Source organism: Neorhizobium sp. AL 9.2.2, assembly GCF_013317225.1.
Lineage (GTDB): Bacteria > Pseudomonadota > Alphaproteobacteria > Rhizobiales > Rhizobiaceae > Neorhizobium > Neorhizobium soli.
The window spans coordinates 885,394-901,702 of record NZ_JAALXU010000001.1 but is presented as its reverse complement, the minus strand read 5'-3'; the positions used below and the strand labels follow the sequence as shown (position 1 = coordinate 901,702).

Below are 16,309 nucleotides of genomic sequence, written 5' to 3'. Positions count from 1 at the left end.
GCTGCATATCAGCTTCCGATGCGCCCGGAATTGATAGGGATCAATTTAGAATGTGAAAAGCTGGTACCCGGCCCATACCAGCAGCTGTGTCATCGACCGAATATCTTCCAGCGGGTCGGACGAAACCGTGCTTCGGAGCCGAGTTCGATCGGGGCGTGCAAAGGCACCTCGATCTCCACATGGAAGGGCTCATGGCCGTTGCTTCCGCCGGGGTTGGAGATATCGATCTCGGCGATACGGGTGCCGGCCAGACGCCGCGAGGCCGTGACCTTGCCGAACAGCGCGTCGCGTTCCTGCGTCAGCTCCACATCTTCGGGACGGAAGTATAGGTCGCCGGAACTGTTCGCCTCTCCGGACACACCGATCGGCTCGCCCTGGAACAGCACGGTGCCGTCCTTTACCTCGACCGGAAGATGCGAGGATTCGCCGATGAAGGAGAACACGAAGGGCGACCCCGGCCGGTCATAGACGTCGTCTGCCGAGCCGACCTGTTCGATCTTGCCCTGGCTCATGACGACGACGCGGTCGGCGAGCTCCAGCGCTTCTTCCTGGTCGTGGGTGACGAAGACGGTGGTGTGGCCGGTGCGATCGTGAAACTCGCGCAGCCAGCGGCGCAGTTCCTTGCGGACCTTGGCATCGAGCGCGCCGAAGGGTTCGTCGAGCAGCAGGATGCGCGGCTCGATCGCCATGGCGCGGGCGAGCGCCACACGCTGGCGCTGGCCGCCAGAAAGCTGGTTCGGATAGCGGCTCTCAAGCCCCGACAGCTGGACCATATCGAGCAGGTCGGAGACGCGCTTTCTGATTTCGGTCTTGGACGGGCGGCTGGCGGAGGGGCGAACCTTCAGGCCGAATCCGATGTTTTCCGCCACCGTCATATGCCGGAACAGCGCGTAATGCTGGAATACGAAGCCGACATTGCGATCCTGCACGGAATGATGCGAGGCATCTTCGGCACCGAAGAAGATCTGGCCGTCGGTTGGAAAATCCAGCCCGGCGATCAGCCGCAGCAGCGTCGTCTTGCCGGAACCGGACGGACCAAGCAGCGCGATCAGTTCGCCGGACGCGATTTTCAGCGACACGTCGTTCAGCGCGGCGAAGCGGTCGAATTCCTTGCGGATATTGTTGATGCTAACTTCCATAGAGCGGGAGCCTTTAATGTCTGCCGCCGGCTGAGCCGGCACCGAACCGAAGTTCGAGAAGGGTTTTGAGAGCGAGCGTGACGAGCGCTAGAAGTGCGAGCAGCGAGGCCACCGCGAAGGCTGCAACCATGTTGTACTCATTGTAGAGTATCTCAACATGCAGCGGCATCGTGTTGGTGAGCCCCCGAATGCGGCCGGATACGACCGAGACAGCGCCGAATTCGCCCATGGCGCGAGCATTGCAGAGAAGCACGCCGTAAAGCAGGCCCCACTTGATATTGGGCAGCGTCACATACCAGAATGTCTGCCAGCCGGTTGCGCCGAGTGACAGGGCCGCCTCCTCGTCGCCGGTACCCTGGTCCTGCATCAGCGGGATCAGTTCGCGGGCGATGAAGGGGAAGGTGACGAACACGGTGGCCAGCACGATGCCTGGCACGGCAAAGAGGATCTCGATGCCATAGCTCTTCAGCCAGGGTCCAAGCACGCTGGCACTGCCGAACAGCAGCACATAGACGAGACCCGAGATGACCGGCGAGATCGAGAACGGCAGGTCGATCAGGGTGATCAGAAAGGCCTTGCCCTTGAATTCGAACTTGGCGATGGCCCATGCTGCCGCAAGCCCGAAGACGAGGTTGAGCGGCACGGCGATGGCGGCGACCGTGAGCGTCAACCCGATCGCGGCCCAGGCGTCGGGTTCGACCAGCGCTTCCTCGTAAGCACCCCAGCCATCGCGAAACGCCTCGACGAAGACCGAGACGAGCGGCAGGAACAGGAAGAAGCCGAGGAAGATGAGGGATACGCCAACCAGGACGAGCTTGGTGGTGAGGCTTTCATCGGCGGGGCTGCGGAAACGTGTGATGCGGGCGGACTTAGACATGAGACAAGACCCTCTCTGCCCTGCCGGGCGACCGGGATCGAGCCACGGGTCTCGCCCCGTCCTTCGGACCGCCCACGGGGAGGGAGAACCGACGTGGCAAGCGCTGCGTTCCTGCATCAGAGGGTGAGGCTGGGTTAAGCCCTCCCCCTTGTGGGGAGGGTTGGGAGGGGTTCTTCTTCAAGGCACTTCTGAAACCATCAAACATAACCATACCTCCTGCGGCTCCAGGCCTGGATGAGGTTGATCACCAGCAGCATGGCAAACGAGATCAGCAGCATGATCGTGGCGATCGCTGTGGCGCCGGCATAGTTGAACTCTTCCAGCCGGATGACGATCAGGAGCGGTGCGATTTCGGACACATAGGGGATGTTGCCGGCGATGAAGATGACCGAGCCGTATTCGCCGACGCCGCGGGCAAAGGCGAGTGCAAAGCCGGTGAGGATGGCGGGTGCCAAGCCGGGCAGCAGGACCTGGAATATGGTCTGGAACCGGTTGGCGCCGAGCGTTGCTGCCGCCTCCTCGACTTCGCGGTCGATCTCTTCCATGATCGGCTGCACGGTGCGCACGACGAAGGGAAGACCGATGAAGATCAGCGCGATGACGATGCCGTAGGGCGTGAAGGCGATGCGGAACGGCATGAACAGCGAACCGATCCAGCCATTCGGCGCATAGAGCGAGGCGAATGCGATGCCGGCGACCGCCGTCGGAAGCGCAAACGGCAGGTCCACCATGGCATCGATCAGCCGGCGACCGGGAAACCGGTAGCGGGTCAGCACCCAGGCGAGCAGCGTGCCGAATACGACGTTGATGAGTGCTGCCGCAAAGGCCGTTCCGAAGGAAACGGTGAGAGCCCGGATCGTTCTTTGATCCGAGAGGATGGCGAAGAAGCCGGACCAGCCGAGCTCGGCCGTGCGCCAGAGCAGGCCTGCGATCGGAATGAGGATGATAAGCGACAGGTAGGCGAGCGAAAAGCCGAGCGTCAACCCGAAACCCGGGATGATGCTCGGCTGTTTTACCCGCCACCGTGCCGACGTGGCAGCGGTGGATGAGGTCATGTCGGTTCCGACTTATTTGCCCGGCTTGTAGATCTGGTCGAAGATGCCGCCATCGCCGAAATGCTCCGGCTGCGCCTTTTTCCAACCGCCGAAGATCGGGTCGTCGATGGTGACCAGCTTGATATCCGGCAACTGTTTCAGCAATTCAGGCTTTACCACATCGCGCCTCGACGGGCGATAGAAGTGCTTGGCCGCAATGTTCTGGCCTTCGTCGGAATAGAGATACTGAAGATAGGCTTCGGCGACCTTGCGGGTGCCCTTCTCATCGACCGTCGCGTCGACGACGGCGACCGGCGGTTCTGCGAGGATCGAGATGGGCGGCACGACGATGTCGAATGCGTCCTTGCCGAATTCCTCGCCGGCGAGATAGGCCTCGTTTTCCCAGGCAAGCAGCACGTCGCCGATCTGGCGCTGTGCAAACGTCACCGTGGAGCCGCGGGCGCCGGTATCGAGGACGGGAGCGCGCTTGTAGAGATCGGCGATATAGGCCTTGATCTTGTCCTGGTCGCCCTTGAATTCTTCGTTAGCCCAGGCCCAGGCCGCCAGATAGTTCCAGCGGGCGCCGCCCGAGGTCTTCGGGTTCGGGGTGACGATCGAAACGTCGCCCTTGACCAGATCGCCCCAGTTCTTGATGCCCTTGGGATTGCCCTTGCGCACCAGGAAGACGATCGTCGACGTGTAGGGCGAGGAATTGTTCGGCAGGCGGGAACGCCAGTTTTCCTTGATCTTGCCGGCCTTCTGGATGGCGTTGATATCGCTTTCCAGCGCCAGCGTCACGACATCGGCCCCGAGACCATCGATGACGGAGCGGGCCTGCGCGCCGGAACCGCCATGCGACTGGCGAATGGCGACATCATCGCCACCTTCTGCCTTCCAGTGCTTGGCAAAGGCGGCGTTGAAATCCTTGTAGAGCTCGCGCGTCGGGTCATAGGACACGTTGAGGAGCTGGGTGGCTGAAAAAGCCGGCGCCACGCTGCCGGCGGCAAGCGTTACGCCGAGCGCCAGTGCCAGAAGCCGCTTCGATATCCCATCGGTAAAATTCAGCATGAATGCCTCCCCTGTGATCTGCCCAAACTCTACCGAGCCGGTCGTCTTAGTCAATCGACGGCGAAACCAAGGCAAAACTGTTTCCCTTTGACGGGCTGTGGCGACAAGGGCGCGTTCCCGCGAGGCCAAGAGGCGAAACGGCAATGCTGGGAAAAGCGGAGGAAGGGGTAAGGCAATCCGGGACGTTGGTCGGGTTTGGGCGGGAGACGTGAAACAATATTCGTTTGATTGGGACCTGAGAGCCTGAGATGACGGTGTGTCAGATGTTCGCTAAGGCCGATGCCCGGTTTGACGCGTGGCTGAAGGGAGGAATGCGATGAGCGTTGACTGGCAAGAGCTGCGCGGCGAACTTCCGGATGACGTCCGCGCAAGGCTCGATGACAAACGGGTGGAACGCCGGTTGGGTCGGGCCTCTGGCGGCGATGGGGAACTGGTTCTCAAATCGCCGGACGGAAAGACGCAAGGCGTGCATTTCGATCCCCTTGTCGACGTGAAGACCCCAGGCGATTAGCAGGGCGAAAACTAGGCTCAGGCCGACAGCAGTTCGCGTACCTGTCCGGCGTCGGCAGCGTCAGTGTCCGCTGCGGCCACTTCGACCCCTGCCCCTTCCACCGCATCGGCGATGGTAGTGCTGAACAGCACGTCGCGGGTGGCGTCAGCAACGCGGGCGAAGACGTGGCGGATTTCGCAGAGGTGTTCGCCATCGCAATCATCGCATTTGCGGTAGGCGGTCTGGGACAGGCACGGCAGAGGCGCGATCGGTCCGTCAACCAGACGCAGCACTTCGCCGAAGGTGATGGCGTCGGCGGGCCGCAGGAGAAGATAGCCGCCCTGCTTGCCGCGCCGCGACACGACGATCCCCGAACGTTTGAGGTCGAGCAGGATCTGCTCCAGAAACTTCTTCGGAATGCTCTGCTGAACCGCGATCTCGGAGATCAGCATCGGTTCTTCAGGATCCGCCTGCGCCAAGGCCGTCAGGGCTCTCAACGCATATTTCGCCTTCTGGGATATCATACCGCGACCACTAACAGCAGCGCCGCCGCAAGGCCGAAATCGGTCTCACGTCGCCGCTTATTTTTCCTCTGGGCATCCACGATGAAGCCGCAACCGGCATTCGCGAGGAGCAGGCCGGCACGCGGCGATGCCGCAATGCAAAACCTGGTCCTGGGATAGCGCAAATGGCAAGAAATTACAAACCAATGGCCGCATTGGCGGGCAAAAAAGGCTCACATTTGGTTAAGGCGTCGGGTTTTCTGTGTAGGCGGAGCTTTGGAGAGATATTTGCTCACGAGATCCAAAGGTTGAAACGGCTTTTCCTGTCTTTCCCCGCCCTGTCCCACAATAATCTTGCCATTGCTTACGGAAGATGACCGATGACCTTTCAGGACGTGGCAAGGCTTGACCATCAGGCACTTGCAGCAAATCTCGATACTCGCCTTGCAGGCCTCGACCTTGCCGGCCGTCTGTCGCTTGTGGCAGGGCTCGGCCGCGCCGTGTTCACCACGTCGCTCGGGATCGAGGATCAGGTGATAACAGCTGCGATCGGCACGCATCGTCTGCCGATCGAGGTATCGACGCTGGAGACTGGCCGGCTGTTTCGCGAAACCGTTGACCTGATCGCCGAGACCGAAGCGCGCTACGACCTCGAGATCATCAGGTTCTACCCGACCAAGGACGATGTCGATGCGTTTGTCGAGACCTACGGCATCAATGGTTTCTATGACAGCGTCGAAGCCCGCCACGCCTGCTGTCGTGTGAGGAAGCTGGTGCCGCTCGCGCAAGCGCTGTCCGGCGCCGAGATCTGGATCACCGGGCTTCGCCGCGGACAGTCCGGCAACAGGGCGACAACGCCGTTTGCCGAATTCGACGCCGAGCGCAATCTGATCAAGATCAATCCGCTGGCGGACTGGGACATCGACCGCATCAACGCGCATGTCGCGGCCGAACATATCCCGATCAATCCGCTGCACGCCCGCGGCTATCCGTCGATCGGCTGCGAGCCCTGTACCCGCGCCATCAAGCCGGGCGAGCCCGAACGGGCCGGCCGCTGGTGGTGGGAAAACGACGAAAAGCGCGAATGCGGCCTGCATGTTTCGGAAAGTCACGCGTCTGACGCGCAGGCCTCCGAAGACCCCGCGGCCCGCTCCTCGGTCATCCAAAGGGCAAGCGCCATCCGATGATCCGTCCGGATCGCAGCGCCTGCCGCCCTTGCCATCTATGTTGTGTCTTTAAGAATACCGGAGACTGAAATGCCCCTGTCAGTACAGGAAACGGAAATCAAGAACCCGCCCGTTTCCCGCCCGCCGCTCGATCCTCATCTCAAGGCCCTGGAAAACGAAGCGATCCACATCTTCCGAGAGGTGGCGGCCGAATTCGAAAACCCGGTCATGCTCTATTCGATCGGCAAGGATTCCTCCGTCCTGCTGCATCTCGCCCGAAAGGCCTTCTTCCCGGGTCGCGTGCCCTTCCCGCTTCTGCATGTGGATACGACGTGGAAGTTCAAGGAAATGATCGCGTTCCGCGACAAGATCGCAGAGGAGTACGATCTCGACCTCGTGGTCCACAGCAATGTCCGCGGCAGGCAAGAAAACATCACGCCGTTCACCCATGGTTCGTCCTTCTATACCGACGTGATGAAGACCGAGGCGCTGAGGCAGGCGCTGGATGCCGGCGGTTACGACGCAGCCTTCGGCGGCGCGCGACGCGACGAGGAAGCAAGCCGCGCCAAGGAACGGATCTATTCGTTCCGCACGCCTGACCACAAATGGGATCCGCGCAACCAGCGGCCGGAACTGTGGAACGTCTATAACGGCATGATCCGCAAGGGTGAAAGCGTGCGCGCCTTCCCGCTGTCGAACTGGACCGAAGTGGATATCTGGCGCTACATCCAGGCGGAAAACATTCCGCTGGTGCCGCTCTACTACGCTGCCGAGCGCCCTTACGTGGAGCGCGACGGAATGATGATCCTTGCCGAAGACGAGCGGCTGGAACTGCTTCCCGGCGAAGAGATCAAGCATGGCTCGATCCGGTTTCGCACGCTCGGCTGCTTCCCGCTGACAGGCGCGATCCGCTCGACGGCGTCGAACCTCGAAGAGGTCATCGCCGAACTGGAAATTGCCACCGTTTCCGAACGCCAGGGCCGCGCCATCGACCGCGATCAGTCGGGTTCGATGGAAAAGAAGAAGCGTGAAGGATATTTCTGAGATGAGCGTGACAGCAACATCCACCGCCGCTTCGGCCACCATTCTGCCCTTTGCGGAATCCGCTGCCAAGATCACCCGTGACGTGCGGCCGCTGCGGCTGATCACCTGCGGTTCCGTCGATGACGGCAAGTCGACCCTGATCGGCCGGCTTCTCTGGGATACCAAGGCCGTCAAGGAAGACCAGGCGGTGACGCTTGCCCGCGATAGCGGCGGCCAGAACGATCTCGGCCTGCCGGATTTCGCGCTGCTTCTCGATGGTCTCCAGGCCGAGCGCGAACAAGGCATCACGATCGACGTCGCCTATCGCTATTTCTCGACCGAGAAGCGTTCGTTCATCGTGGCCGACACGCCCGGCCACGAGCAGTATACCCGCAACATGGCGACCGGCGCCTCGACGGCCGATCTCGCCATTCTGCTCGCGGACGCCCGCGTCGGGCTTCTGGAACAGACCCGCCGGCATGCGACGATCGCATCCTTGATGGGCATCCGGCAGTTCGTTCTCGCGGTCAACAAGTTCGACCTCGTGAACTACGACCGCGAGATCTTCGACCGTATCAGCCATGAATTCCGCGAATTCGCGCTGTCGCTCGGCGTTCGCCAGATCACCGCGATCCCGATGTCGGCGCTGAAGGGCGAAAACGTCGTCTATCCCGCAACGTCCACGATGCCGTGGTATGAAGGCCCGACGCTGGTCGAGGCGCTGGAACTGGCGACGACCCGCTCCACGCAGACCGGTGGCTTCCGTCTGCCCGTCCAGCGCGTCTCGCGTCCCGGCGAAAGCTTTCGCGGCTATCAGGGCACGGTTGCGGGCGGCTCGATCAAGCCGGGCGACAGCGTCGTCATCCTGCCGTCTGGCACGATCGCCAACGTCAAGCAGATCGTCACCTTCGACCTCGTGCGCAACGCAGCTGTCGCCGGCGACGCGATCACGCTGGTGCTCGACCGACAGGTGGATGTCGCGCGCGGCGACGTGATCGCTTCGCTCGACGGCCAGCCGATGACCGGCGTCAGCTTCGAGGCGCAGATGGTGGCGTTGCAGCCTGGTGGCATTGAACCCGGCAAGCGCTACTGGCTGAAAAGCGGTTCGCGCCGCCAGCGCGTGGCGGTGGAGCCGATCTCGCAGCTCGACCTGCAGTCGGGCAGCTGGGCTCCGCATGCGTCCGGCCTCGACATGAACGCGATCGGCAAGGTGCGCCTGTCTTTCGAAGAGCAGGCGGTGTTCGACACCTATGAGCAGAACCGCTCGACCGGTGCCTTCATCCTGATCGACCCGGATACGCTGAATACGGTCGCCGGCGGCATGATCACGGCCAAGCGCGGCGAACTCGGCGGCATTCGCCGTGGCGAGCCAAGCCAGGGCGACCGCGTGATTCTCTCCCTGCCTGCCGATCTTGCCGAACTGCTGATGGCAACCGACGCGTTTGCCGCCCGCCGCGACGACGTGGAGATCCGCAGGGTGAGCGGCGCGGAAGCTGCCGAAATCCTGACATCGGGCGACAAAGACCGTTGATTTAAAACAGGAATTTTCAAACACCGATGGGCCGGGGTGCAGAACCCGGCCCATCGCTATCCCGGCAGGTTTGCCACACTTGGCGGCGAACCAATCGCCTAATCAAGCAGCATCGTGCACGAGACGTTTGCACAAGCGGCGGATCCACCTATATCATGCCTCCCTTCACCCTTCCGGGAGGCGCGCTGTGCAATCCAGCCTCGGGAACTGAGATCCGTTGCCGATGGAAAAACATCTACTTCGTTATATCTGGAATCATACGCGACCGCAGCAGTTATGGGTTCTCGCGATCGTTCTGATTTCGATGATTCCGTACTTCCTTGCGTTCGACCTTCCCAAGCAGATCATCAACGGGCCGATCCAGGGCGAAGGGTTCGAAATGGCGGCCGCAACCCGGCCCTTTCTCGCGTTCCAGTTCACCATTCCTTTGACGCAGTGGTCCTTCGGTTTCGAAGGCTTCGAGCTCAACCGGCTGGCGACGCTGATGGCGCTTTCGGGCGTGTTCCTGCTGCTCGTCATCGTCAACGGGTTGTTCAAGTTCTACATCAACACCTACAAGGGACGGCTGGGCGAACGGCTGCTGCGCCGTATCCGCTACGAGCTGGTGGACCGTCTTCTGCGATTTCCGCCAAGCACGATGCGGCAGATCCGCGGTGCGGAAGTCTCCAGCATGGTCAAGGACGAGGTGGAGCCTTTCGGCGGCTTTACCGGTGACGCTTTCGTGCAGCCGGCCATGCTGGGTGGACAGGCGATCGCTGCCCTCACCTTCATTTTGTTGCAGAACCTGTGGCTGGGGCTGATCGCAGCCTTCATGGTGGCGATCCAGGTCGGCATCATTCCGAAGATGCGCCGCCGTCTGATCGATCTCGGCCGTCAGCGGCAGATCACCGCCCGGCATCTGGCGGGCAAGGTGGGCGAGATCGTCGAGGGCATGGACACGATCCACAGCTACGACACCAGCAATTACGAGCGTGCCGATATTTCCGACCGGCTGGGGCAGATCTTCCAGATCCGCTACGACCTCTATCGGTGGAAATTCATCGTCAAGTTCGTCAACAATTTCCTGTCGCAGCTGACGCCGTTTCTCTTCTATTCGATCGGCGGTTATTTTGCCTTGCGCGGCACGCTCGACGTCGGCCAGCTGGTGGCCGTCATCAACGCCTACAAGGACCTGCCGGGCCCGCTCAAGGAACTGATCGACTGGGACCAGGCGCGCCAGGACGTGCAGGTAAAATACGAACAGGTGCGCGAACAGTTCGAGCCGGGCGTGCTGATCGCGCCGACGCTGCATGCGCTCGCCCACGATGTGCCGGACCATACGCCGTCTCCGCTTGCCGCTCTGAACCTCACCATCGTCGATGGCAGCGGCGCTCATATCGCCGAAAACGTGACGCTCAAGATCGAGCCCGGCGAGCTGGTGGCGATGATCGACAATGCCGGCATCGGCGCCGAAGCGACGGCGGAAGCTTTCGGCCGCATCACCTGGCCGGCCTCGGGCCGCGTGATGCTGGGCGAGGTCGACCTTCTGGAACTGCCGGAAGCGGTGACCGGGCGTCAGGTCTCCTACGCGTCGGCCGACAGCTACTTTTTCCACGGGACGCTCAAGGACAATCTTCTCTACGGGCTCAAGCACGCGCCGGCCGTGCAGGAGAAGTCCGCAGACGAGCCCAAACACAAGAAGCTGCGGCGGCGCTGGAAAATGAGCGAAGCCGAACGCGCCGGAAACACGACGCACGATCCGTCCGTCGACTGGATCGACCGTCGATCCACCTCCGTATCGGAAGGCGGCGAAGACGATGTCAAGCAGTCGGTCTTGAGGGCCCTCGATGCGGTGCAGCTGACAGCCGACGTGATGGAACTGGCCTTGCATTCCTATCTCGACCCGGCCGAACACGAGGAACTGACCGGTCGTGTCGTCGAGATGCGGTTTGCCCTGCGCGAGGAACTCGCCAGTCAGGGGCTTGGCAATCTCGTCTCCTATTTCGATTTCAGCGCCTACAACACCGAAGCGACGGTGCGGGAAAACCTGCTGTTTGCGGCGACGCGCCAGTCGGCGGAACTGGATATGGAACTGGCCGAGGGAGAGTATGTCTTCGAAGTGTTGAAGACGGCCAATCTGTTCGACCTGTTCTACGACATGGGACTTTCGATCGCAGAAAACCTGTCGGAAATCTTCCAGGGCCTGCCGCCGGAACATCCGCTGTTCCAGCAGCTCGAGCATATCACCACCGACGATATCGCGTTCTACGAGCAGCTTTTGAAGCGCAAGCGCAGCCGCCGGGACTTCAAGCCCAGCGAGGACGACCGGCGCGCGGTGGTCAAGCTCAGCCTGTACTATATCGAGCCACGCTACCGCTTCGGCGTCCTGACCGCCGAGATCATGAACCAGATCGTTGCCACGCGCGACATCTTCTATGCCAACCTGCCGGCATCGCTGCGCAGCCGCATCGAGCGCTACGATCCGCACAAATACATGGGCTCGGCGACGCTTCGCGAAAACATCCTGTTCGGCAAGCTGTCGCAACGCAACGCCGACGCGCCGACCAAGATCCGCAACGTGGCGGGCAAGTTGCTGCGCGAAATGGGTCTCTATGAGAGCTTTATCGGCATCGGGCTGGACTACGACATGGGCGCCAGCGGCCGGCGGCTGACACTGGTCCAGCGCCACAAGCTGAGCCTGGCCCGAGCGCTGGTGCGGCGCTCCAATTATTACATCTTCAACAAGCCCCTTCCGGGCCTCGATCGGAGGGCTCAGGAAGAAATTGTTAAGAATGTGCTTCACTTCCTCGCTCAGCAGGACAATAATCCTTCTGTGGCGTGGGTTTTGTCGAATACTGCCCTGTCACGATTGTTTCATCGTGTTATCGTATTCGACAAGGGATCCGTGGCCGAAGACGACTCTTTTGAGGCTCTGGATACAAAGAGTGGTATTTTTAAATCGTTGGTGGCATAATATCGCAGCCGCCAACAAGATGACCAAATGGTGGAAACCATGTTGCTCAACGATGAAGTGCAGTTGCTGAAGAAAGTTCCTTATTTTTGCCGGGTCGATCCGTGCAAACTTAAGCTGCTTGCCTTTACCTCCGACCGCGTTCTCTACGAACCGGGGCAGGATATTTTCTCACAGGGCGACAGCAGCGATGCTGCCTACGTGATCCTGTGCGGAAAGGTCGACATGATCAGCGGTTCGGCGAATTCCGAGACCAAGATCGGCGAGGCCGGGTGCAATTCCATTATCGGCGAGATGTGCCTTCTCTCCAATTGCTCGCAGGCCGTGACAGCACGTGCCGTGACTGAGGTCGATGTTCTGCGAATTACCAAGGATGCCTTCTTCAAGGTGATCTCCGACAATCCGCGCATGAGCATGGAAATCAGCCGGACGCTGGCCGAAACGATCCGTGGTGCCCGCATGGACGACATGCGCCGGGACCGTCAGCACGCCTGATTGCCCGTCATCGGCCGTTATCCACAGGTTATCCACAGCCTTTCCCTCGGCTCATCCGCGGGTCTTTGAGCGCGCAAACGATGCCATTTGCGCGCGTTGGACACTCGGTCAGCGATGCTGAAGACAGGTTTTTTCTGACCTGCATTTGTGGCGGAACACGGGCGTGGCGCTGGTCCTCACGCCCGTTTCACGGCCTGTTTATCGCTTGCGATAATAGAAGTAGCGGCCCTCCTCCACACTGGGCAGGCGCGGCAGTTCTTCAAGATCGGGGTGGTCGAGCGGCAGGCCGCTGACGGCATAGGCGCCCGACGCGAGCATGCCGGCCGCCATTTGCGGCAACCACTCCAAGGTTCTCGCATCCGCATCCGGATAGCCGGTGCCGATGTCCGCATGCACGAGGGCAGCGTTCTTGCCGACATATTCCTGGCCGGTATCCTTGATCTCTCCCAGCACGACGTCGTTTTCGGACGGTGCTTCGGTACGGTGGGCGCCGTTGGAGCGGTCGAAGGCGAGGATGCGGCGGTCGGCGAACAGCTCGCGCAGATGGCTATAGGTGCGGCCGTTGCCGATGCCGACCTCGTAGACATCACCCGAAGCCGGCAGGCCGAGATCGTTCTTGATGTGATTGAGGATGTCGCGCTGCGCGGTCATCCGGTTGATGAAGCTGTCCAGTCTGCTCATTGCTTTCCCTTTTCCGGCGATCAAGCGTTGAGATAGGGCACGGTTACGCCTTGACGATGGTTTGCGACGTGATGCCGCGATTGGCCATCGCATTGCGGGTATCAACGACCAGCGGCGCACCATCGGCAATCGCCTGGTAATCGAAACTGTCGTGGTCCGTGGCGATGACGACGGCATCGAAATCGCCGAGTTGATCGAGCGCGACTGACTTGCGGCCCATCAGGTGACCGTATTCGCGGGTGCGCGGCACTTCGGAGACGTAAGGGTCGTGATAGGCCACGTCGGCACCGCGTTCCAGAAGCAGTTCCATCAACCGTAGCGACGGGCTTTCGCGGATATCCGGCACGTTCTTCTTGTAGGCGAGACCGAGGATGAGAACCCGCGAACGGCTGAGCGCCTTGCCAAGCATGCGGTCGAGTGCTTCGGCCAGCCGGTCGACGACATAGCGCGGCATTGCCGTGTTGATCTCGCCGGCAAGTTCGATGAAGCGCGTCGGCTGGTCGTATTCGCGCGATTTCCAGGTGAGGTAGAACGGATCGATCGGGATGCAGTGACCGCCGAGGCCCGGGCCCGGATAGAAGGGCATGTAGCCGAACGGCTTGGTCTTGGCGGCGGCGATGACTTCCCAGACGTCGATGCCCATTCGCTCGTAGACGATCTTCAACTCGTTCACGAGCGCGATGTTGACGGCGCGGAAGACGTTTTCCGTGAGCTTGACCGCTTCAGCCGTGCGGGTGCCGGAGACCGGAACGATGGTTTCGACGACGGCGCCGTAAAAGGCAGAGACCATGGCAGACGCCGCCTCGCCATCGCCGGCAACGACCTTAGGGATGGTCGAGGTCTGGAAATCGCGGTTGCCGGGGTCTTCGCGTTCCGGCGAATAGCCGAGGAAGAAATCCTCGCCCGCAACCAGCCCGGTCTTTTCGAGGATCGGCTTCATCACCTCTTCGGTCGTGCCGGGATAGGTGGTGGATTCGAGAACGACGAGCTGGCCCTTGCGCAGGGTGCCGGCGATCTGCTCGCAGGTTTTTGCGACATAGGACAGGTCAGGTTCGCGGTGACGGGTGAGCGGCGTCGGCACGCAGATGGCGATCACGTCGCATTCGGCAAGGCGTGCGAAATCGGTCGTCGCTGCAAACCGGCCGGCATCGCGCTCGGCGGAAAGTACGTCGTCGGGCACGGCCTCGATATAGCTTTTTCCCGCCTCGATCGCGGTCATCTTGGCGGGATCGATGTCGAAACCGGTGACCTTGAAGCCGGCGCGGGCGACCGTCATGGCGAGCGGCAGGCCGACATAGCCGAGGCCGATGACGCCGATCATTGCGCGCTTGTCTTCGATGGCGGACAAAAGATCCGTCGCCTGTGGCGATTGCTGGTTCAAGGATGGCACTCCGGAGGCATTCGAACTGGGAAGCCATCAGGTGAGCCCAACGACTGGCTCTGTCAAGAGATCGGGCTTTTCACGCTGGCGTGACGGATGCTATCCCACAGCATGGACATCGCCTTCTACGCGCCACTGAAATCGCCGAACCATACCGTCCCCTCAGGCGACCGGCTGATGGCACGGCAATTGATCGAGATCCTTGGGGTCAAAGGACACAAGGTCGATCTGGTTTCGGAGTTCCGCGCGTTTCTGCCCGAGCAGACCTCGTCGACTGGGGAACGCGATGCGCAGGCGGCGCGCGAGGTCGAGCGGATTTCGACTGAGTGGGAAAGACGACTGGCACTCGGCGAGAGACTGCCGGACCTGTGGTTTACCTACCACCTTTATTACAAGGCGCCGGACCTGATCGGCCCTACCCTCTGCCGTCGTTTCGACATTCCCTATGTGACGGCGGAAGCCTCCTATTCGCATCGGCGCAATTTGGGGCAGTGGGTGGAAGCGCAGGAAATTGTAGTGGATGCGGTCGCACTGGCGGCGACCAATATCTGTTTCACTGAACGCGACGGACGCGGGCTTGCGGAGGTGGTGCCGGATGTGAGGCTTTCGCGGCTGTTTCCGTTTATCGATCCCACGCCCTATCTGGCCCGCGCGCCATCGCCTGAACCGGGGCGGCTGGTGGCTGTCGGGATGATGCGGCCGGGCAACAAGTTTGCCTGTTATGTGGCGCTTGCCGAGGCGTTGAAGCAGATTGCCCATCGTAACGACTGGCACCTCATGGCGATCGGCGACGGGCCGATGCGGGAGGAGGTGGAGGCGCTCTTTGAGGGGGCGCTTGCCGGGCGTGTGGAGTGGATGGGCTTGCAGAGCGCCGAGGAGGTTGCAGCGCTGCTGTCGACCGCAGCGATCCTGACATGGCCGGGGGTTTCGGAAGCCTATGGGCTTTCCTATCTGGAGGCGCAGGCATCCGGCGTGCCTGTCGTGGCGGAAAACGGCGCCGGTGTGCCCGAGGTGGTGACCGACGGGATCGGCGGCATCCTGACGCCACCGGGGGATGCGGTTGCCTTTGCGGCGGCCATCGAACGGCTGCTGGATGACGAGACGGAGCGGCTGCGGCTTGGCCAAGGGGCGCGGGATTTCGTCGTGTCGCAACGATCGATCACGGCTGCGGCCGACAGGCTTGACGAGATCATCACCGCCATAGGCGCAAAGGAAAAAGCATGATCGAAAACGACCTGAGGCTGGCGCTCGACCGGCTTGCCGACAACGGAAGGCAGATCGATTTCTGGCTGCGCGACGATGACGCTGTCGAGCCGACGGAACAGCTGGCAAAGCTTGCGACCATGGCCGATGCGTTTTCCGTACCGGCAACGCTTGCTGTCATCCCCGAGATGACGGGTGCCGATCTCGCATCCTATCTCGACACCCAGCCGCATCTCGATGTCGCGGTGCATGGCTGGTCGCATCGGAACTATGCGGGTGCGGGAGAAAAGAAGCAGGAACTCGGGAGCCATCGCCCCCTGCCCGATATCGTGTCCGAGCTGAAGGCCGGGTTCGACAAGCTGGCAGAGCTGCATGCGCCCCGCTTCCTGCCGATGCTGGTGCCGCCGTGGAACCGGATTGCGCCCGAACTGGTCGAGGCGCTGCCGGCGCTTGGTTTCAAGGCGCTTTCCACCTTCGGGCCGGAAAAGACGGCGTCGGTTGCGATGCTGAACAGCCATGTCGACATCATGGACTGGCACGGCACGCGCGGCGGACGACCGGCTTCCGATCTCATCACGGAGACGATCGCGCTGATCGAGACGCCGGAACGGGCACCTGTGATCGGCGTGCTCGGCCATCATCTCGTGCATGACGACACTGCCTGGCACTTCCTCGACCTGTTGTTCGGCGTGACGGCGGATCACCCCGCCTGCCGCTGGCGCTCGGCGCGGGACTTGCTGGGGCTTTGATCCTACGCCTCACCTAGCG

15 protein-coding genes are annotated in these 16,309 nt (G+C 61.6%); 8 read left to right on the top strand and 7 right to left on the bottom strand.

Translation table 11 applies throughout. The annotated features are described in order from the left end of the window. Nucleotides 1–89: 89 nt before the first annotated feature. The 4 genes from G6K99_RS04235 to G6K99_RS04220 form a co-directional block, all read right to left on the bottom strand. A complete protein-coding gene (locus G6K99_RS04235) occupies nucleotides 90–1,139 on the bottom strand; it encodes a sulfate/molybdate ABC transporter ATP-binding protein (protein ID WP_174195803.1) in 1,050 nt (349 codons plus the stop codon). Nucleotides 1,140–1,152: 13 nt separating this feature from the next. Then, the gene (cysW, locus tag G6K99_RS04230) at nucleotides 1,153–2,016 is read right to left on the bottom strand and encodes a sulfate ABC transporter permease subunit CysW (RefSeq protein ID WP_174195802.1); all 864 of its coding nucleotides are present in this window, start codon (nucleotides 2,014–2,016) and stop codon (nucleotides 1,153–1,155) included. A gap of 197 nt (nucleotides 2,017–2,213) precedes the next feature. Then, the gene (gene cysT / locus G6K99_RS04225) at nucleotides 2,214–3,071 is read right to left on the bottom strand and encodes a sulfate ABC transporter permease subunit CysT (protein WP_062453545.1); all 858 of its coding nucleotides are present in this window, start codon (nucleotides 3,069–3,071) and stop codon (nucleotides 2,214–2,216) included. 12 nt (nucleotides 3,072–3,083) lie between these two features. Continuing rightward, a complete protein-coding gene (locus G6K99_RS04220; protein WP_092661552.1) occupies nucleotides 3,084–4,118 on the bottom strand; it encodes a sulfate ABC transporter substrate-binding protein in 1,035 nt (344 codons plus the stop codon). Between the two features lie 316 nt (nucleotides 4,119–4,434). Between G6K99_RS04220 and G6K99_RS04215 the strand changes: the two genes are divergently transcribed. Beyond that, on the top strand, nucleotides 4,435–4,629 hold the full coding sequence (locus G6K99_RS04215; protein WP_174195801.1) for a hypothetical protein: 195 nt from the start codon (nucleotides 4,435–4,437) through the stop codon (nucleotides 4,627–4,629). A 17-nt stretch (nucleotides 4,630–4,646) separates the two neighbouring features. Here G6K99_RS04215 and G6K99_RS04210 read toward each other — a convergent pair whose 3' ends face one another. Further along, nucleotides 4,647–5,132 (bottom strand): Rrf2 family transcriptional regulator, encoded by a 486-nt coding sequence (locus tag G6K99_RS04210; protein ID WP_062579533.1) that lies wholly within the window; start codon nucleotides 5,130–5,132, stop codon nucleotides 4,647–4,649. A 359-nt stretch (nucleotides 5,133–5,491) separates the two neighbouring features. Here G6K99_RS04210 and G6K99_RS04205 point away from each other — a divergent pair, with 359 nt between their 5' ends. From G6K99_RS04205 to G6K99_RS04185, 5 genes are all read left to right on the top strand, one after another. Beyond that, nucleotides 5,492–6,298, top strand: coding sequence for a phosphoadenylyl-sulfate reductase (locus G6K99_RS04205; protein ID WP_174195800.1), 807 nt, complete (start codon nucleotides 5,492–5,494; stop codon nucleotides 6,296–6,298). Nucleotides 6,299–6,367: 69 nt separating this feature from the next. Further along, nucleotides 6,368–7,321, top strand: coding sequence for a sulfate adenylyltransferase subunit CysD (cysD, locus tag G6K99_RS04200; protein ID WP_174195799.1), 954 nt, complete (start codon nucleotides 6,368–6,370; stop codon nucleotides 7,319–7,321). Between the two features lies 1 nt (nucleotide 7,322). Beyond that, nucleotides 7,323–8,831: a sulfate adenylyltransferase subunit CysN gene (cysN, locus tag G6K99_RS04195; protein ID WP_174195798.1), complete on the top strand. Its 1,509-nt coding sequence runs from the start codon at nucleotides 7,323–7,325 to the stop codon at nucleotides 8,829–8,831. 223 nt (nucleotides 8,832–9,054) lie between these two features. Further along, entirely contained in the window at nucleotides 9,055–11,784 is a 2,730-nt protein-coding gene (locus G6K99_RS04190) for an ABC transporter transmembrane domain-containing protein (protein ID WP_062453552.1), read from the top strand. Between the two features lie 39 nt (nucleotides 11,785–11,823). Further along, nucleotides 11,824–12,276: a cyclic nucleotide-binding domain-containing protein gene (locus G6K99_RS04185; protein ID WP_062454806.1), complete on the top strand. Its 453-nt coding sequence runs from the start codon at nucleotides 11,824–11,826 to the stop codon at nucleotides 12,274–12,276. A 198-nt stretch (nucleotides 12,277–12,474) separates the two neighbouring features. Here the strand turns inward: G6K99_RS04185 and G6K99_RS04180 are convergent, their stop codons facing one another. Next, on the bottom strand, nucleotides 12,475–12,957 hold the full coding sequence (locus G6K99_RS04180) for a class I SAM-dependent methyltransferase (protein WP_174195797.1): 483 nt from the start codon (nucleotides 12,955–12,957) through the stop codon (nucleotides 12,475–12,477). Nucleotides 12,958–13,000: 43 nt separating this feature from the next. Continuing rightward, nucleotides 13,001–14,278, bottom strand: a complete 1,278-nt coding sequence (locus tag G6K99_RS04175; RefSeq protein ID WP_174196044.1) for a nucleotide sugar dehydrogenase — start codon at nucleotides 14,276–14,278, stop codon at nucleotides 13,001–13,003. Between the two features lie 171 nt (nucleotides 14,279–14,449). On the opposite strand from G6K99_RS04175, the gene G6K99_RS04170 reads away from it, so the two are divergent. Together G6K99_RS04170 and G6K99_RS04165 are read left to right on the top strand one after the other, a co-directional pair. Beyond that, nucleotides 14,450–15,562, top strand: coding sequence for a glycosyltransferase family 4 protein (locus G6K99_RS04170; protein WP_174196043.1), 1,113 nt, complete (start codon nucleotides 14,450–14,452; stop codon nucleotides 15,560–15,562). Next, a complete protein-coding gene (locus G6K99_RS04165) occupies nucleotides 15,559–16,290 on the top strand; it encodes a polysaccharide deacetylase family protein (RefSeq protein ID WP_174195796.1) in 732 nt (243 codons plus the stop codon). Before G6K99_RS04170 ends, G6K99_RS04165 begins: the two co-directional genes overlap by 4 nt. The last annotated feature ends 19 nt before the right edge of the window (nucleotides 16,291–16,309 follow it).